The sequence below is a fragment of the Veillonella intestinalis genome, assembly GCF_943192895.1.
Lineage (GTDB): Bacteria > Bacillota > Negativicutes > Veillonellales > Veillonellaceae > Veillonella_A > Veillonella_A intestinalis.
Genome location: NZ_CALPCB010000001.1, coordinates 81596 through 99236, shown reverse-complemented (window position 1 = coordinate 99236; position 17641 = coordinate 81596). Strand labels below are relative to the sequence as shown.

Annotated in this window: 26 protein-coding genes; 9 read left to right on the top strand and 17 right to left on the bottom strand. The window is 34.9% G+C overall.

The features are described from left to right. The first annotated feature begins 180 nt into the window (after nucleotides 1-180). Nucleotides 181-1062: a LysR family transcriptional regulator gene (locus tag NFR27_RS00505; RefSeq protein ID WP_251441468.1), complete on the top strand. Its 882-nt coding sequence runs from the start codon at nucleotides 181-183 to the stop codon at nucleotides 1060-1062. Between the two features lie 206 nt (nucleotides 1063-1268). On the opposite strand, the gene NFR27_RS00500 is transcribed toward NFR27_RS00505, so the two are convergent. Together NFR27_RS00500 and NFR27_RS00495 are read right to left on the bottom strand one after the other, a co-directional pair. Continuing rightward, nucleotides 1269-1406 carry a rubredoxin gene (locus NFR27_RS00500; protein WP_251441467.1) on the bottom strand — a complete coding sequence of 46 codons (138 nt, stop codon included), beginning with the start codon at nucleotides 1404-1406 and terminating at the stop codon, nucleotides 1269-1271. 124 nt (nucleotides 1407-1530) lie between these two features. After that, nucleotides 1531-2199: an NAD(P)H-binding protein gene (locus NFR27_RS00495; RefSeq protein WP_251441466.1), complete on the bottom strand. Its 669-nt coding sequence runs from the start codon at nucleotides 2197-2199 to the stop codon at nucleotides 1531-1533. Between the two features lie 341 nt (nucleotides 2200-2540). Between NFR27_RS00495 and NFR27_RS00490 the strand changes: the two genes are divergently transcribed. Continuing rightward, entirely contained in the window at nucleotides 2541-2912 is a 372-nt protein-coding gene (locus tag NFR27_RS00490) for a pyridoxamine 5'-phosphate oxidase family protein (RefSeq protein WP_251441465.1), read from the top strand. Between the two features lie 195 nt (nucleotides 2913-3107). Here the strand turns inward: NFR27_RS00490 and NFR27_RS00485 are convergent, their stop codons facing one another. Further along, nucleotides 3108-3968, bottom strand: a complete 861-nt coding sequence (locus NFR27_RS00485) for an MBL fold metallo-hydrolase (RefSeq protein ID WP_251441464.1) — start codon at nucleotides 3966-3968, stop codon at nucleotides 3108-3110. A 230-nt stretch (nucleotides 3969-4198) separates the two neighbouring features. Here NFR27_RS00485 and NFR27_RS00480 point away from each other — a divergent pair, with 230 nt between their 5' ends. Next, nucleotides 4199-4828 carry a TetR/AcrR family transcriptional regulator gene (locus NFR27_RS00480; RefSeq protein WP_251441463.1) on the top strand — a complete coding sequence of 210 codons (630 nt, stop codon included), beginning with the start codon at nucleotides 4199-4201 and terminating at the stop codon, nucleotides 4826-4828. Nucleotides 4829-5086: 258 nt separating this feature from the next. On the opposite strand, the gene NFR27_RS00475 is transcribed toward NFR27_RS00480, so the two are convergent. The 11 genes from NFR27_RS00475 to NFR27_RS00425 are packed head-to-tail and all read right to left on the bottom strand — an operon-like array spanning nucleotide 5087 to nucleotide 11141. Beyond that, nucleotides 5087-5650, bottom strand: a complete 564-nt coding sequence (locus NFR27_RS00475; protein WP_251441462.1) for a hypothetical protein — start codon at nucleotides 5648-5650, stop codon at nucleotides 5087-5089. Then, nucleotides 5640-6188: an N-acetylmuramoyl-L-alanine amidase family protein gene (locus NFR27_RS00470; protein WP_251441461.1), complete on the bottom strand. Its 549-nt coding sequence runs from the start codon at nucleotides 6186-6188 to the stop codon at nucleotides 5640-5642. The genes NFR27_RS00475 and NFR27_RS00470 overlap by 11 nt, the downstream gene beginning before the upstream one ends. Then, nucleotides 6188-6424: a hypothetical protein gene (locus NFR27_RS00465; RefSeq protein ID WP_251441460.1), complete on the bottom strand. Its 237-nt coding sequence runs from the start codon at nucleotides 6422-6424 to the stop codon at nucleotides 6188-6190. Before NFR27_RS00465 ends, NFR27_RS00470 begins: the two co-directional genes overlap by 1 nt. A 12-nt stretch (nucleotides 6425-6436) precedes the next feature. Then, nucleotides 6437-6697 carry a hypothetical protein gene (locus NFR27_RS00460; protein WP_251441459.1) on the bottom strand — a complete coding sequence of 87 codons (261 nt, stop codon included), beginning with the start codon at nucleotides 6695-6697 and terminating at the stop codon, nucleotides 6437-6439. Nucleotides 6698-6725: 28 nt separating this feature from the next. Continuing rightward, nucleotides 6726-6881: a CD1375 family protein gene (locus NFR27_RS00455; protein WP_251441458.1), complete on the bottom strand. Its 156-nt coding sequence runs from the start codon at nucleotides 6879-6881 to the stop codon at nucleotides 6726-6728. 2 nt (nucleotides 6882-6883) lie between these two features. Further along, a complete protein-coding gene (locus tag NFR27_RS00450; RefSeq protein WP_251441457.1) occupies nucleotides 6884-7168 on the bottom strand; it encodes a hypothetical protein in 285 nt (94 codons plus the stop codon). Between the two features lie 15 nt (nucleotides 7169-7183). After that, entirely contained in the window at nucleotides 7184-8569 is a 1386-nt protein-coding gene (locus NFR27_RS00445) for a phage tail-collar fiber domain-containing protein (RefSeq protein WP_251441456.1), read from the bottom strand. A 3-nt stretch (nucleotides 8570-8572) separates the two neighbouring features. After that, nucleotides 8573-9247 carry a putative phage tail protein gene (locus NFR27_RS00440; protein ID WP_251453858.1) on the bottom strand — a complete coding sequence of 225 codons (675 nt, stop codon included), beginning with the start codon at nucleotides 9245-9247 and terminating at the stop codon, nucleotides 8573-8575. Beyond that, nucleotides 9222-10271: a baseplate J/gp47 family protein gene (locus NFR27_RS00435; RefSeq protein ID WP_251441454.1), complete on the bottom strand. Its 1050-nt coding sequence runs from the start codon at nucleotides 10269-10271 to the stop codon at nucleotides 9222-9224. Before NFR27_RS00435 ends, NFR27_RS00440 begins: the two co-directional genes overlap by 26 nt. 12 nt (nucleotides 10272-10283) lie before the next feature. Continuing rightward, the gene (locus NFR27_RS00430; protein ID WP_251441453.1) at nucleotides 10284-10718 is read right to left on the bottom strand and encodes a DUF2634 domain-containing protein; all 435 of its coding nucleotides are present in this window, start codon (nucleotides 10716-10718) and stop codon (nucleotides 10284-10286) included. A 12-nt stretch (nucleotides 10719-10730) separates the two neighbouring features. After that, nucleotides 10731-11141 (bottom strand): DUF2577 family protein, encoded by a 411-nt coding sequence (locus NFR27_RS00425; RefSeq protein ID WP_251441452.1) that lies wholly within the window; start codon nucleotides 11139-11141, stop codon nucleotides 10731-10733. Nucleotides 11142-11277: 136 nt separating this feature from the next. Here NFR27_RS00425 and NFR27_RS00420 point away from each other — a divergent pair, with 136 nt between their 5' ends. The 6 genes from NFR27_RS00420 to NFR27_RS00395 all read left to right on the top strand — a co-directional run bounded on the left by NFR27_RS00420 (nucleotide 11278) and on the right by NFR27_RS00395 (nucleotide 13286). After that, a complete protein-coding gene (locus tag NFR27_RS00420) occupies nucleotides 11278-11454 on the top strand; it encodes a hypothetical protein (RefSeq protein WP_251441451.1) in 177 nt (58 codons plus the stop codon). A 2-nt stretch (nucleotides 11455-11456) separates the two neighbouring features. Next, the gene (locus tag NFR27_RS00415) at nucleotides 11457-11618 is read left to right on the top strand and encodes a hypothetical protein (protein ID WP_251441450.1); all 162 of its coding nucleotides are present in this window, start codon (nucleotides 11457-11459) and stop codon (nucleotides 11616-11618) included. Between the two features lie 11 nt (nucleotides 11619-11629). Further along, on the top strand, nucleotides 11630-11914 hold the full coding sequence (locus tag NFR27_RS00410) for a hypothetical protein (RefSeq protein WP_251441449.1): 285 nt from the start codon (nucleotides 11630-11632) through the stop codon (nucleotides 11912-11914). Between the two features lie 110 nt (nucleotides 11915-12024). Then, nucleotides 12025-12558: a hypothetical protein gene (locus NFR27_RS00405; RefSeq protein ID WP_251441448.1), complete on the top strand. Its 534-nt coding sequence runs from the start codon at nucleotides 12025-12027 to the stop codon at nucleotides 12556-12558. Nucleotides 12559-12679: 121 nt separating this feature from the next. Then, nucleotides 12680-13015 carry a hypothetical protein gene (locus NFR27_RS00400; protein WP_251441447.1) on the top strand — a complete coding sequence of 112 codons (336 nt, stop codon included), beginning with the start codon at nucleotides 12680-12682 and terminating at the stop codon, nucleotides 13013-13015. Then, nucleotides 12999-13286, top strand: coding sequence for a hypothetical protein (locus NFR27_RS00395; protein ID WP_251441446.1), 288 nt, complete (start codon nucleotides 12999-13001; stop codon nucleotides 13284-13286). Before NFR27_RS00400 ends, NFR27_RS00395 begins: the two co-directional genes overlap by 17 nt. Nucleotides 13287-13428: 142 nt before the next feature. On the opposite strand, the gene NFR27_RS00390 is transcribed toward NFR27_RS00395, so the two are convergent. The 3 genes from NFR27_RS00390 to NFR27_RS00380 are packed head-to-tail and all read right to left on the bottom strand — an operon-like array spanning nucleotide 13429 to nucleotide 17513. Beyond that, on the bottom strand, nucleotides 13429-14418 hold the full coding sequence (locus NFR27_RS00390; RefSeq protein WP_251441445.1) for an XkdQ/YqbQ family protein: 990 nt from the start codon (nucleotides 14416-14418) through the stop codon (nucleotides 13429-13431). Nucleotides 14419-14424: 6 nt separating this feature from the next. Continuing rightward, the gene (locus NFR27_RS00385) at nucleotides 14425-15261 is read right to left on the bottom strand and encodes a hypothetical protein (RefSeq protein ID WP_251441444.1); all 837 of its coding nucleotides are present in this window, start codon (nucleotides 15259-15261) and stop codon (nucleotides 14425-14427) included. Further along, entirely contained in the window at nucleotides 15261-17513 is a 2253-nt protein-coding gene (locus tag NFR27_RS00380; RefSeq protein WP_251441443.1) for a phage tail tape measure protein, read from the bottom strand. Before NFR27_RS00380 ends, NFR27_RS00385 begins: the two co-directional genes overlap by 1 nt. Nucleotides 17514-17641: the final 128 nt, after the last annotated feature.

Sequence of the window (17641 nt, the reverse complement as noted above, 5' to 3'; positions counted from 1 at the left end):
CAAACTTTTTATAACGACTTTCGTTAGCACAATCATAGCAATTGCATAACTTTTTGTGAAATATGTTATAATAATTATGCAATAAATATAATTTATCAAACTAAATATTATTTATTTCAAAGCATTTTACCGCTAGATTTATTTCACCAGACTATTTACGTTATATATAAGGAGCCCTCCATGGAGTTGAAGCAATTAGAATTCTTTATTTCAGTGGCCGAATTAGGTAATATGACTAAGGCAGCGCAACAACACTATGTATCACAGCCTAATATAACCGTTGCCATAAAAAAATTAGAAGATGAATTGGGTATAGAGTTATTTAAACGAGAATATAAAAAAATGACCTTAACAGAAAAAGGTCATATATTCTATAACTCTATAAAGCAAACACTTATGCAACTACAAAATGCCGTCGATGAAGTGAAGGATGAAAAACATAAACTCTCTGGTACTGTTACTATTGGTATTCCACCTATGATTAGTGCCTATTTATTTACCCCTTTACTTAATCACTTTCGCCAAGAATATCCCCAATGGGAACTAAATGTATTAGTAGAAGGCTCTGTAGGGGTATCTGAACGAGTATTAGCCGAAGAAGCGGACTTGGGCATTGTGATTATAGATACTATTTCACCTAAATTAGAAGCCATTCCACTATTTAAAAGTGAACATAAATTATGTATTCCTAGCCAACATCCCTTCCATTCGTACAAGAAAGTTCCCTTTGACTATTTAAAAGAAGAATCTCTCATTCTAATGAAGATTGATTCTGTACATCGCCAAAATGTCCTCGCCCACTGTGAAGCTTGTGGTTTTTTACCCAAAATCGTACTCTCTTCTAATCAAATAGAAACTAATATTGATTCAGTAGCCAAAGGCGTTGGCTTATCCTTTTTATTAGACATTGCTAATTTAAATAGAAATGATGTAGAACTAATCTCTATGGATCCACCATTAACCGTTACCATAGGCTTAGTTTGGCGAAAAAATAAATACCTTTCCTATGCAATGAAAGATTTAATCAATTTTATTAAACAAATTCCCTTCACACAGCAATAATAAGACTTACAGCATCCATTTTCTCGTGCTAACAACCACTTTTATAACGAAACTATAATAACTAAAGTCTGAGTGGTAGAAAAATAAAGAATTATAAAACACAATATGAAAGTAACACAAAAAGACGACTGTCTAAGGCTATTAGCCCTAAACAATCGTCTTTTATTCATTAAATCATAAATACATTACCATACATTTCGTAGCCATTACATTCTTTCAAATTGATCCTTCCCCACTCCACAAGTAGGACATTCCCAATCAGCTGGTAAATCAGCAAACTTTACACCTTCAGCTTCTTCATCATACACATAACCACATACTAAGCATACATATTTTTCGTTCATAGGTTTTTCCTCCTTAGGAATATAATGAGCTGTTTATAATATGTCCTTTATAATGAATCTTACTTTACTGCTTATAATTTATTACTAATTTACAGCTTTATTGTACGACTTATAACTAAAAATATCAATATAGTGAAATCGAATCAAAAGCAAGGCCCGCATTCCAAATACGAGAACTGCTCCAAATTTCACAACCCACAGGTTGCGACGTAATCGCTACAATCATAGCTTTTGCTAGGATTTCAGTAGGCATTGGCTTCTTATCCTCAAACCAACCTTTTTTATTTAAAAACCCTAATATACCTGTGCTTATCCGTTCACTCCAACGAGTGGTATGCTTACGCACTAATGCAGGTGGCTGTAAAATTGTAGTCTTAGCAAAATGTAATTCCTTAATCGCCTCTTCCAATTCACCCTTAATGCGAGTATAAAAGAACTTCGAATCTGACGATGCCATTACTGTAGAAACTAATACATAATGACTAACACCATTCATCTTTGCAGCCTTAGCAAACTCCAACTGATAATGGTAATCCACCTTCCACTGTTGTTCCTTACTACCTGCATCCTTACGCGTTGTACCTAAACAAGAAAATAAAACATCGCCCATAATAGCCGATTGCCAATGTTCCATTTGATCAAAATCCACTATATGCGTAATTAATTTTTTATGAGTAATCCCTGGATTCCGCCGCACAAAAATTTCCACTGAATCAAATAATGGATTCGCTAATACTAACTCTAAAACATCCTGCCCGGTAGCCCCAGTAGCACCTAATATAATTGCTTTCATACGCTATGCCTCCAAATTACAAATAAACTCAATCTACTTTTCCAACCTATAGATTCTTTTTTATTTCTTTTATTCTCTTATTTCTCTTATTTGCCTTATGTCTCTTCGCTCTTACTTCTCTTATCTTCTTATTTGCCTTATATTTTTATATGTCTTACCTCTATTATACCTCATCTTAGCTTATCAAAAAATTATCTGATATATTAAAATGACATCTATTATTTAGATAGCCTTTCATTCTTCATTATTATTTGATATATTTTCTCATTAAATTCATGATATAATAAACATATAAGTAAATATTTTTAAAACATATTCTATACTATAACAAGGAGAACACAATGTTATCTGAAAAGTTTTTTGAAGTTCTAAAATATGAAGGCGTTGTATCCATTACGACTTGGAGTGATAACGAAGCTCATGTAACAAATACTTGGAATTCCTATTTAAAAGTAAAAGAAAACACCCTATTAATTCCAGCTGCTGGCATGACCTCTACCGAGGCAGATATTGAGAAAAATAACCGTGTAATCGTTACTTTAGGAGCGCGCGAAGTAGAAGGCTTTAATGGCTATCAAGGAACTGGCTTCCGTCTAGAAGGCACAGCTGATTTCATTGCTAACGGTCCTATTTATGATGAAATGTACGCTGAATTCCCATTTCTAAAGCGAGTATTAGCAATCAAAGTAGAATCTGCTAAACAGCTTCTATGATCATATTTCATTCTTAATAAGATAATCTTTATAATAAAACGCTGTAATCAAACTACAAGGTATCCTAAATATATACCATCTATGATTACAGCGTTTTGATTTACTATATGCTACTATTTTAAAAAGGCCAGATTAATGACAGTCTATTAATCATAATATACAACAGAGTGTCTTATATCCACTTAACACATCAACTTATAAGTTTACTGTTTCTCCATCTTCAGGAATGGTAACTTGTCCATTTAATTTTGTACCATCCACATATTTTCTCATATCGTCACGACTAGTAGCTGTATGATTAACAGTATCCATATGAACGGTTAAAATCTTTGCATTAGGAGCTAATTTAGCAGCTTTTCCTACATCTTCAGTCCCCATAATAATACTATCTTCATACCCTAACATTTTTGCATACCCAGTATTCATAATCAATACATCAGGATTATATTTATTAATAGATTTTGTTACCTCTGGAGTCCAAATAGTGTCCCCCACTAAATATACTGTTTTTTCATTTGGCATAGAGAACACGACACCCATAGATTCTCCTAAGGCTGCCCCCAAGACTTTATTTTCATACATTTCTTCAGTACCATGTGAACCATTACGATGAGTCATAGTTACACCACCGAATGTAGTACTTTCACTAAGCACACGTACATCTGTAAAACCTTGCTTTTTAATTAACTCTTGATCCGCCTTATGCTGTACATAAATCGGCATATTTTTATCAATACTTTCTGCAGCCTTATCATCCCAATGGTCTAAATGAGTATGTGTCACTACAACTACATCAACACCTTTTAAAATCTCATCAATAGATTTTGGCAAATCAACTAATGGCATTCGTTGGGTCTCATTAAAAGTCCCTTCAAAACCAGGATGACTATTTTTACTAGCAAAAAATGGATCAATTAAAATCGTAGTGTCATTATATGTCAACTTACCGGTAGCATTACGAATGTGTTCATAGGAACTATCTGCAGAAACTGTAATTCCCCAAGTTGTTAAAACTGTAGCTGCTAATAAAGAAACACCTAATTTTTTAAATTTCATAGTATAACTCCTCTTATTACGAACTTTTTCTAATATACACTTTGTAAAAACCAACTATTCCATTGATTTTATACTTTTTATAGACTTAGTATAGCAATAATTGTTATACTTAACTCAACAAAAGTAGACAATATGTCTATTATTTTTACACTTTGTATGATTTTGTCAAAATCGGAGTAAATACTAATATAATAAATAAAACTCGTTTTTAATATTATGAGGGATTACAAATGCAACCAAAACCTATGAGTCGCAAAGAATACACACGTCACCAAATTAAAGAAGGTCTTCTCTATGCTTTAACGCAAAATTCTTTTGATAAACTAACTATTTCTAAAATTAGCCAATTGGCGGGAATTACCCGTGCTACCTTCTATCTACATTATGCTAATGTAACAGAAATTCTCTCAGAACTATTAGATGATGCTATATCAGCGGCTGGACAAACAGATACTGCTCCAAATAACTTAATGATTATTAACCAAGCATTACAAAATGCTACTACTATGGAAGACTTACATAAAGCCTATGACTCAATTTTTCATAAATTGCCATTATGTCAACGAGTATCCGCAGACCCCAAATATATACCTTTATTTAAAGATCCTAGCTTAAGCGAATATATTATTAATAACTTATACTATAAAGAGCAAACCGAACAAGTGAACAGCTTGGCCCACCAATTAGATATATCGCCCAAACTAGCAGAGTCAATATTTTTATTTTGCGTTCATGGACTATATGCCATTAATCAACAATATAACTGGCAGCGAAGTGATGATTGGCTCCTTGCACAAAAAGCACTCTTTCACTTTATGGTAAAAGGCTTAGATGGATTAAAAAATTTTACAGCTCTATAAACAAAAACAGCGCAGGTCAATGACCTACGCTGTTTTCTTATGGAGCCGATAATAGGACTTGAACCTACGACCTACTCATTACGAATGACATTTGATAAACTTTATCAATAACTTTTATGAGGATTCTAAACTTTTTGATGTACCACTTAATGTACCAAAACTTACTAAAGATAATATGCTACTCTTTACTTTACAAAAAAAAAATAATGCCCCCTTTGTTATAAGGGGGCTAATAAATTAAAAAAATTATACTATATATTACCATTTTACAACATCATAAGAAACGCCTACGCCGTCCAATTTATTATGACGATTTGATAAGCCTTTATAAGCTTCAATTTGTAAGCGTTCTTTTTGATATGCTACAGTTGCATAGTAATCCTTATCTATGTAAGCGATTCCTACAGCTATTCTATTTTTCTTTTCTTGTGTAATCGAATAAAAATTATTATTAATTGGCTGATTATCAGTATTTGGGGTTGTTTCCTTGATTACATAATCAGCCTTTTCTTTTTGTACTAATGTATTAGCTTTGGTATCAGCTTCCGCTTGCGTATACGTTACGTATTGTATGTTAGCTGGCTTTTCTGATACCTTATGTATTTCTTTTGTGACTTGTACAGCGTCTTTGTCACTAATATATGTATCAGCCTTCTTTTGTGCTTCTACAACGTTTTTAGTGGTTATTTTACTTACTGGCTGGATAGGTATTTGACTATCACTTACGCGCTTGTTATAAGCAAGATAGCACAATAATATAACCACTGCTATTAGTAAAAGTGGTAATATCTTCTTAAATTTTAAGAAAAATTCACGATACATAATCTGTTACCCCTCTGGCTATTGCACGTGCGAAATCGTCCGTTTGATTCATTAGTAACTGTACGTCTGATTCATTGTCTATAAAGGCTGTTTCAACTAATACAGCCGTCATAGCCGTTCTTTTTAATACTATTAAATCTGGTCGTATCTTTAAGCCCCTATCAACCGTATCAAGGCTATTTACGATTTGATTTTGAATACAATTAGCTAATGCTTCTGCATTGCCACCAACATTATATACTAAGCATTCAGTACCTTTAGCGACGCCGTTAAACGCGTTACAGTGAATAGAGATAAATATATCAGCTTGCCAATCATTAGCAGCAGCACAAATAGGAACAGCCCTATCGCTATAGCTAGAATCGTAATATAAGTTATCTGATTGCATAGTCGTTACATCAAAGCCTACAGCACGCAAGTATTTAGCTACTAATTCGCCAATTTCATATACGATATTAGCTTCTGTTACGCCATAATTATTATTTACAGCCCCAGAATCGTATTTCCTATCGTGTCCTTGATTAATAAAAACCTTCATTACTTAGCACCTTCTTCTTTCTTTAGTGTAGTAGTTCTTGTTTTAGTCTTATTAATAGCTGTAACGGTATGTGTTAAAACGTCTTTACTGAATAAGATACCATAAGCCGTTAAAATGATACTTAAATCAAAATCAGCTTGATTAGCCCCGTTCTGATACCAGCCATACGCGAACATAGCCAGAAATAAAATAATGGTTAATACATTAATATTTAAGTTCTCTTTTATCCAGTTCATAAAATTACCCCCTTAAAAGAATAAAGAAACAATAGCGATTGCTGTAGGAATTACAAACAAGAAAAATGAAAGAATTCCAGTCGCTTTATTATCCTTATTTTCTAAGAGGGTTAGCCGTGTATTATGTTCTGTTACATCTCTTTCTAGCGTAGAAATTCTGGATTCATTTACAGCCATTTTCGTATTTAGTTCTTCTTGCGTTTTGCGTAAAGCCTTCATGTCTGATTGAATATCTTCTACTATAGATAAAATTAAAGCTTGCGTATCGTCCAATATACCAGCCCTTTCATAATAAAATATATTATTCTGCGTGTGCGTCTAACCATTCCAGAACATAAGAAACATATTCTTCTGGTACTGGCTTCTTACCTTCTTCGCCTGTTACGGTACGTTTCCCCAGCAATACTAATTTTGCGTATACACTTACCATAGATAGATTAATTTTGAATGTTGCCATAATTAGATACCCTCTACTTTCTCGTATAAATCAGCCAATAATTCTAATAAAGTCGCGTTATCTACTTCGATATTTTCGGCGGCTGCTTCCTCTACGAATACATCTTCTTCAAAAACGGGAATGTCTACATATGATTCGTATTCTTCTTCGGTTAATACTTCTGCTTTAACTACGCCTTCAATTTTTAAAATTTCTTCTTTACATTGTTCTAATGTTTCATAGTGTAAACTTTCTAAATAAGTAGCAATTCTAGCCCCGTCTTTATCTAAGCCTAAAATATAATTCATATTTTTATTCTCCTATTATATCCAGCAATCACAATGCCACCAACAACCAGTAGTCCCGTTTGTGTCCCGATTATAAAGTTTAATCTGTCTAGTGTTACCAGCGATAGTACTACCAGTTAACGGCTTAAAACCAGTTCCGACGTCATTAATTAAAACAGTACCTATTCTACTTACGCTAATTGGCAACGTAATAATTGCTTCTGATTGCCCAGAAGGGAAATTATAATAGCCCCATTGTGAAACATAGCCGTTAGGTAATTTAGTCCAACCATTATTACCGACTTTGCCGCCTGTAATGTCATCAATTCTTAGCATTTTTTTCCCGTCGTGTTTTAGTCCTTCGGCGTTGATTACAACTAGAGGCGTTTTCTTGCCAGCTTGCCAGTCTATAGACATAGCCGTTTTACTTGTCCAGAATCCCCACCAGTTATTACGAATCATCGTGCAATCAGCATTATTATTTTGTAAAAAAGACCAGTTACCGTTGACTTGAATTTCGTTATTAACTAATAGTTTACCTGTCATAGTATCACCAGATTTAGAAACAACTTCGCTAGTAATTGCTAATGTTCCTTTTTTCTTTGGTAGTGATAATACATGTAAATTATCAGAAGAATTGTCATTTCTATATGTTAATATACCGAAATTAGCGGAAGTATCGGCGGTAGACTCTAATAAAAGATGTCTTCCAGAATTATTATGTAGTCTTAATGCCGAATAATCACTGTTATTTGCATTAATGTCTAAATTTCCAGACATGGTATCGCCCGTTTTCTTTACATAGGCGTTGTCTAGTTTTTCGTTAATATCATCGGCTAATTTAGCTGCTGTAACAGCTTTATCTCTTAATTTACGCGTGGTAACGCTGGCGTCTGGGTGGTCGATTTCTGTAGCTTTTCTGTGCTTATTTACTGATTCTTCAATGTCTTTTTTAGTAGCGTAAACGATACTCATATCTAAGATTACTCTAATGTTAGCTGCATTATCGGTAACCGTATCAATATTGACTACTTTTTCTTGTATTGGATATGTTTTATCGTAAATCATTTTAGCTTTACTACCGCAAGTAGTATAAGAGTAAAGCACTTCTTCGCCTTCGTCCAATTTTGCCATTAAACCAATTTCACGAAAATAAAAACCAGTTGTTACTTTTGCGTTACTTACTCTAAACTGTAGTCTCATTTGTCCTTGATGTACCGTTTCATTTTTGGCGATTGGTAATTCAAGACGTGGACTTTTAATTTTTACTAAAGGGTCTATAGCTGTACCTGTAGCCGTACCGTCACCAATTACAATTTTAGTAAAAGATAACTTATGTCCAGCACGTGCTTGCGTAAGCATATCGCGTCCAGCATTGGTAAGGACTAATACATTCCAATCTCCGCTTTTGTTGATTGCCATAAACTAATTTTCCTTTCTGGATTTTAAATACTGTACAAAATCTAATTCTGGCTTAATACCAGCTGTAGCACCTGTTTCGATTTGATAATCTAAATCGCACGGTATATAGATTTCTTCTACTTCTGATACAATACCGCCGTAATACGTTTCTTCTCCTAAATCAGTATGAGTAATAAAATAAAAGCCTAAATGTGCTGGCTTCCATTGCTGGATTGCTTCTAGTAAGTCTTTCCAGCTGGTAATACTACCGTCTTGAATATAGTATTCAAGCTTGTACTGGTCGTAAATTTCATTAATTGAACCGTCTTTGGTAGTAGTGTACTTATTAAGTAAATCAGTCATAAATTGTAATGTAGATGTCTGTTTACTTTGCAGCTTATTCCAGATTCTTTGACGTCTTGTTTCGTAGCTTTCGCTTTCGTCTGTATCTAAATCCAATTCAGATTCCCATAATACAAGTCCCCATGTCGCCGTAGAAACAAAGCATTGTCTAAATAAATCTTCTAATTTATCACGCTGTAATTGATGTTCTTTTGAATGTGCGTCCGCAACTTCTTTGAACGTATCAGACGACTGTAGAAAATCTGGCAAGTAACGAAGAATGTTAATTTCTTCTTGTCGCATAAAATCAGTACCGATTTTGTTATTGAAGTTATCCATTAATAACCACCGTCCCAATTTTCGGTAGTTTACCGTTAAGGATTACAGAATTGTTTCTACCGTTTAACGTAATAGAATCATAATCGGTATAACCAGCATTAAATAGCTGTTTGGCAATCGTCGCAGAAGATACCTTTTCAAGCCTAAATCCGAATTTACGGAAGTAATCAGAAAGAACAGTTTTAAACGCGTCTGTTGTGCCAGCACCAACAACGCCATTTACTACAATGTTGATAGTCTGAATATCTGGTGTTGTTACTGTTACTTTAGCCCCTACTGGTCGTACTGTCTCGATGTAAGCTTTTACTTTATCGATTAAGTCTTGACTAGCTTTGTCGCCGTTACTATCTATAATCGCAATGCCTACAGTCCCAGCCCCATATTGTTCTTCTACTACTTTACAGCCACCAACGCCAGATACTGATGTAGTCCAATTATTGTAATGGAATACGTTTCCGCTGGTAGCTGGTAAGCGAATATATTCATAGTAGCGATTATATAATGCTTCGTCTGTTTCGCGGTCGAATCCGTCTATGGTAGGCTTTTCATTCGTAACAGTACTTACGCCACCAATAGACATAGGAATCAACGTTATTTGGTTTTCCTCTAAGTTATAATCAACGCCTTCAAATTCAGCTTCAATAGGTATAACAGCGTAGCCGTCGTCGTTAATATAACTTTCTTCTGTAGTGTAAAACTTTAAACCGCTTTTAGATTGGAATAGGCTTCGTTCTGGAATCCACGCCATAGCTTGCCCTGTTACCTTGACTTCGCCATGTGATTTTACAGCTACTTTTCTATCAACGCCAAAGTCGCTACAGCGTTCAGTAAGATAGTCGCCCCATGACGTTTTAGCGAATACAGCGTCACGGATTAAATCCATCTCCCAGTATGTATTCTTGTATTCTTCTGAATTAGCGTTGATTAAATCACGCTTAAAAGTACCTTCGATAACCGATTCTTCGTTACCATGTTCTTTTATGTAATTAACTAATCGCGATTGAATCGTATTGACGTCTTGCGACTTAAAAATATCTGCCATGTATGCCCCTTTCTAAACTATAAACGTTGCTGTTAAGTTTGAATAAACTGTAGTTAACGTAATAGTAAGTTCTACTAAGTCGTTTTCTTGCTTGGTTGTTTCGATTTTATCTATTGAAATAATGTAAGGATTTATCAATAAGCCTTCTATAATATCGGCTTTCATAGCGTCTGCTGTAGCCTTTATATTTGGTTGTCCGATATACTTTTCTAACTCAATGCCATAGGCACTATGATAAGCAACATAACGCCACCGTTCAGTTTTTAGCGTCTTGTAAATCCATACCTTCAATGCTTCATTACCTGTTACTATAACGTGTTGTCCGTTATCGTCTTTTATAAACCTATCGGTTTTGAAATCAAATGCATATTCAATAAAGAGTGGCAATTCAGAAGATACGATTGTAGTAGTATCGTCGCTTGTACTTGTAATAAATGGATTAGCCATTGAATCACCTTTCTATAAATGAACTATTTTATCTAAAATAATGTATTGCTGGCTTGTCCCTTCCGTCTGTTGTAAGGGCTGTATTGATACGTAGTCACCAGCTTTTAACGTATCCGTGTATATAATGTTATCCGTGTATGGATTGTCTATAGCGTGTGTATGACTTTCGAAGGCTGCATAACCACCGCCACCGCCACGCGGCTGCGTTTCTGATGTAATTACGCCTTTTGCTGTTCTTTCATATCCAATTAGTAAATACTCACTTATCCATACATCGTTTTTATCTAAAATAAAGTCTTTATATGCTACTTGAATCTCTGGCGGTGGGGCTATGATTTTACCTATTGCCATTAGTGGCGATTGGTTATTTTGCGATACACCATTCATAATAGTAAGCAGCTTAGAATAAGGATTTTCTTTCATTTATTAGTGCCTTTCTAAAAATAATTTTAAAATATTCTTTAAATTTAAGAATATTTTATATTGACATAGAATGAAATTCGCACTATAATTACATCATAGTTAAGGAAACGCGAATAAAAAGAAAGGGGTTTTAACTATGAAACAGTATTTAATAAGTTATCGCGACGGATTAGAAATTAAATCAAAGGTAGCTAAAACGTTTGAAGAAGCAAAAGGTATTTGTACAATACTGATGAATCAATCAGACGATATAGTAGCTAACGTTTACGAAATCACTCAACCAGTTATTTCTTATGCTAAGAAAGGGGCTTAATTATGAAAATCGGTTCTAAATGGATTTTAGTTTTAACTTCTGGCGAAATTATCCCATGCAATAGTAAAAAGGAAGCAAAAGATATGCTTCACGATTATAAAATACTTGCTGGTAATAGTATCTCTGGTTGGATTTTTAAAAACAGTAAACACTTTGTCTTATAGGGGGTCAACACATGTTACAGAAACAATTATTAGCTAAATACATTGAAATGTTAGAGAATGAAGGTATTGTAATACATCGCCAGACTTTGAAGAATCAAGCAATGCAATATCTACAAGACGAATATTACGTCGCCGTATTAGATATTGTAGACGCTTTAGAAGATGTAACCGTAGATTATTTCGTAGCTGGTGACGATAAATACATCGGCTTTGACGCCGAAGAAGTTCTCTTTTTAAACAACGCTTTAATCGAAGGGGGTCATTCTGAATACGTACTATCAACCGAATTAATGTAATGAATTAAGACGCTGTAAAAGGCGTCTTTTTCTTCATATTTAAGAATATTTTTTCTTGACATAGTGCGAAAATCATACTACAATACAAAGTAAGAAATGAGGTGTCAATAATGACATTGGAACAAGTACAAAAAATATTGTCTAAGCAAAAGAAATACAGTTTAAAATGTCTTAAAAACGGTACGTATAGCATTTACCATTATAATAATCGTGTATTTAATGTACCTTCATTAGATGATGAATACTTAGTAAGGTTTTTAAATCGCATACAAGGTATTCAGCAGCCATTAGCTAATGACGAATACGTCGTCAAAATCGGTAAGCGTGCTATTAAATTAAAAAAGAATACGCCAGAAAATGCACTTCAAAAAATCAAAGATAGAAGCGAAGGATTACGCGTTTTAATCAATGAAGAATTCGGACTAAGTACAATACTGTTTAAATTAGCCGACGAATTATATATCGCTGCTAATACAGAAGATATAGACAACATTAGTCATAGATTGTCATTATTAGAATCCGCACTTTCAGACGTTCACATTAGCCCAGACATAGTAACATTAATGGAAGTTCTGAATAAAACCTGTAACGAAATTCATAAATTTTTATATATAGTAAGGACTGGTGAAAATGATAGAAGCTAAAAATTTGCGAAATGGTTTTAGGCTAACATTACCAATTGTTTCTGCTGAATTAGAAATACCACGTTCAACATTGATTGACTGGGAAAAGCCAGACAAAGAATTAAATGTTTACTTATGGAAAATGTATAAACATTGGTTAATCAGCATGATGTATACCGCTTTTATTAAAGAAATTGAATCAGAATTAGCGGACAATACAATAGAACGTGAATCAACTATCCAGCTTGAAAAGAAAGACGGTATAATCGTCGAATGGTATTTTAGTCGTGATACAATGACTAAGTACGCATATCGTGATATTTTGAAAGCGTCTTTTGTCCGCCAGTACAAAAAGGTACAAGACGAACTTACATCAATAACTGTAGATGATTTCTTGAATGAAATCCACGCTAGTAATATCGAAGTTGATAATGTACTAGAATTTAGAAAGGTAAATCGCTATGGAACGAAAGTTTAAAGGAATCAGAAAACTGTTACAAACAATTCGTAGTCGTGGTTTAAATGGTTATGAAGTATATAGCATATACGATTTAGAAACAGATATAATCGAAGTAGTGTACTTCAATCCAGAACGATATAATCAGAACCATGAAAGCGATGTAGCTAACTTATATAGTCGTCAAACAGATACTAACATTATTCATAAGTGGCGTAACGTAACAACTGATACGAACGCAATCCGTCATCAACTAAATTCTTTAATAGAAAAGTATAGCCTAAATAATTAAATTTTTAGGTGTCTGAAAAGCCTTGCTATGACTGGCTTTTTGAAAGCCTTATAAATGATAATATATGAGAATAGCCCCTTGGAGGGGCTTTTTCTTTTTTTAGGTATAAAGTGTTAAGGGCGTTATTTAAAATCGCTTACAGCTAATGTAATGACGTAAAATCTAGGGACAATCTCATTGTATGTTGTCCGTAACTAAAACTATGTGAATCGGATTTGATGAAGAACTTTCCTTTTAGGTTTTCTTCTTGAATCGTTACCGATTTACCAGCTACACAGAAGATATTACCAATAGCTTCTAAACTTGATTCATAGTCTACTGAATGTAGTAATGCACGTGAAGCCGTCGCTGTATCTACTTTCTTATCTGGCTTATAGATTTGTGTTACTTTCCCGTAATGCTGTAAGCCATAATCGGATTGGACTACATTAGAAGCTGTTGTATTGCCGTTATTATCTGCAATGTAAACCATAGATACAAGGTTTTCTAGCGATTCGGAATGTGACGAACTGAAAACGTTTGTAGTATCTGTAAGACTAAAGTTTTCTACTTCTTTACCGCCATTATAGCCAATTACGATATTGTTGTTTTCATCTAGTGCCATAATACAGTACTTTTTATTGTCTTTAGCTGATTGTATGTCTAATGCCTTCTTGAAGATTTCAGTACCAGACATATTATCTGCTATAAAGTCGCCTTTTGCGTCTAGCGTGATACCTTCATCAAGAAGGATATTCATACCGAACTCATTCGCAACCTGTTTTAATACGTCATATACAGTAGCGTTTTGAAATTTCTTGTTTAGCTTTGATTTTGCTAAAAAGATAATATTGTCATACGCTGTAAATGATTTATCATAGCCAGGAGTATTACGACTTGTTAACCAGACTTGCCCTTTAAACAGTATAAATTCTTCTGGTGTCATAGAATCGGAATTAAGAATATACTTAACCGTAATTTTATCACCAGCTATAATATAAGGATTTGTAAATGTACTATCCTTAGTAACATTATTGAATGCTACAGTGAATTCTAACTTACGTCCAGCTTGTGAATTATCGCCACTCCATGAAAACGAAATAATGTAGTTAGTTATATCTTTGTCATTGACTAAGAATTTGAAGCTGCCCATAACTAACTATCCTTTCCTATCCGAATTAAAAACTTGCTTATCTTCTTTTAGTGCTAATTCTTTATTATTTACTACCGCAGATAATGTATTGTTTTTATTACGCTTGAAATTTATTGTATCGCCAATGTTAAATGATACGCCTGTACCACTAGCGGACTTTACTAGCGATTTACCATAGCTTAAATATTTGGCTTGGTTTTCGTCTAAACCTTTTGCATTGGTTTTAGATAATGCACGATTTAAGAATGTTAACGGTGTATCATGCTTACGATACTGTAAATTAGTAGCTACTTTTTTTAGTGCGGTCGTATTACGTTGATTCAGTCCAGTTTTTTCATCAACTACTGATTTGTCTACTTCGTTTATTTTCTTATATTCAGAAAATGAAAGGGCGATAGTGATGTCGCCACCGCCCCCAGATTCAGAATAAGTAAATGAATCTATCGTAACGTCAAAATCTACTGTAGTACCACCAATAAGTAAATGACATGGTGATGTAGCTGTACGTAATGATTCTATGTTTTTAATGTATTCTGCTGTATCTACAGCATTCGCGAATGTATAGTCTTGATTTGGTAAAAATGTCGTGAATGATATTGTCCGAAGCCCTGTTTTACCTAACATATTTAATTCGCCTAATGACTGGATATTTACTTTTTGATGTAGTGAAGAAACGGCTACTTCATAGGATTCTGGCGGAACGGGTAGTTTCACCGTTCCAGATACGCCAGAAATGACTACTTCGCCGTCTTCTGCCCCTACTGTACCGTCGCTATTGCCCAGAAGGTACTGTAAGGCTTTATTTATCATTGTTTCTTTTGTTGAACTAGAAAAAATACTCATTATACAGCCCCTTCTACAGCATTAATAGCATACGATTCTAATGTTTCTGTTAACTTAGTCATTAATTTATCTAAATCAGCGTCTTCTCTAATTACGATTGAATCAGCGACTTTAGCTATAGCGATTGATATACCAGAACGTTTAGCGTTGAGTAATTGCCCTTCTGAACGTCCTAAATCGCGTGCTTCTTTGATTGACTTATCATGTGGAATTACTCTTGTACCTTGCGGTAAATCTACAATTTCGCCGCCTTGGTCGTGAATCTTAGCTAGTCCGCCTTTCCAGTTTTCAGCACCAGTAAAGAGTAACGGAATATTCAAGCTAAAGTTTTGTCCACCGAATGACGGTACCCAATCGGGAACAGTGAAGCTGACGCCATTTAAAACTGAAATAATCTGATTGATTAAGCCTTTTACAGTGTCAACTACTCCAGAAACAGTAGATACCATGCCGTTCCAGATTCCATTAAAGAAGTCGCTTACGGCTTGCCATGCCCCCATAAAACCAGACATAAACGCACCGCCAATATAAGCTAGTAAGTCGCCTAAGTAATTAATAAAGGACATAACGCCATTTACGATATAGTTAAACGCGTTTACTGTTGTGTTTTTCAAGAATTGGAATTCATTACTAAGCCACTTAATACCGATGTCCACGTATTTTACTACAGTGTCCCAGTTGGTATAGAGTAAGTAAATAATGCCAATAATTACAGTAATCGCAAGTCCGATAGGGTTAGCCATGAAAGCACGCCCTAATAACGTTATACCACGAATCAAAAACATAAATACTTTACCGCCAACGGACATAAAGGACATTAAGCCACGGGCAATAGTTAAGCCGATTCGTGCGAAGTCCATACCGAATAATTTAAAGATTACGCCTACATTTTTAATTAATGAACCAAAGGTTCTAAATACTAAACTTACACGTCCGAAAATCATAGGAACAATGCCACCAGCTTTAGCACAAGCAGAAGCGAACGATAATACGCCACCAGACGCAGCGGACAAACCAGTTAAGGCTAAGCCGATACCCTTAGTAACGGCGAATGTACCAATAACTAATTTACCTAATGTAATTGCTAAGTCGATAGTACCGTCGTTATTATCTAAGATTTTTTCAGTAAATTTAGAAAATTCTTCCACCAATACTTTTATTGTTGGGGCTAGTTTTTCGCCGATTTTATACAGAATCGCCATAGCATTATTTTTAGCGATTTCAAGGCTTCCGCCTAATGACTGTTTCATTTCATCATACGCTTTGTTGGCTGCCCCTTGTGAATCCTGTACCGCTGCTAAATTCTTCTTATAAGCGTCTAAGTTATTAGCTAAAAGAAGGAACGCACGCGAACCTTGGTCGCCGAATGCTTCTAATGCTAATGATTGTTTTTGAACGCCACTCATACCAGCTGTAACACGGTTAAATTCTTCTGCAACGTCTGTTAATTGTCGCATGTTTCCCGAAGTGTCGAATAACTGAATTCCCATGTCTGTAAGTACAGCAGAAAACTTAGGATTCGCCATACGTTCAAAAATGTTAGATAAGCCAGTACCAGCCATAGAACCTTTTAAGCCGTTGTTCGCTAAAGTAGCTAATGAAGCTAGTGTAGTATCTAATGTTTGATTCATACTATTTGCTGATGTAGATGTCATTTTTAGGGCTTCCGCTAAGTCGTCAACATTAGCCGATGATAAGTTAGAAGCCTGTGTAATACCGTCTAGCATGTGCGGAACATCTTTTACAGATAAGCCGAAGCTATTCATAGTATTTGTAAACATTAAAGCTGCTACGTCTGCTTGTGTATCAGTAGCCACCGCGAAACGTGATACAGATTCTGTAAGTTCGTTTATTTCCTTGCCGTTTAAGCCGTCGATTGCACCGCCTATTTGGTCTGCAACGCCAATTAATGTTTCAAGTGGTACAGCTACTTTCGTCCCCATTTTGTAAAAGGCGTCTTGGCTAATTTCCGTATGTTTTTTAGTATCATCGGATAATTTATTTAAAAAGGCGTGATACTTAGTATCAAAGCTGGCGTAAGCTGTAATCGCTGTACCAGCTACGGCAACGGCTGCAAGGGCGAACGGTTGCATAGCAGAAGCAGCACTATTGAAGCCTTTACCCATTGAAGCAACGCTTCTATTTACACGCTTAGCCATGCTTTCAGTTTGTTTTAAGTTGTTATTTATCCGCTTTAATTTGGCTGACATGTCGTCTTGTAGCTTGATAATAGCGTCAATTACAGTTGCCAATAAATCACCTCTTAATTCTTAATAGAATCAGCTTCTTCTCTTAACTGATTCAATTCATAAGAAACGAACGCAGATACGATTAATCTTTCACCGATAGGCAACGAATAATATTCGTGCGGTAATAGCCC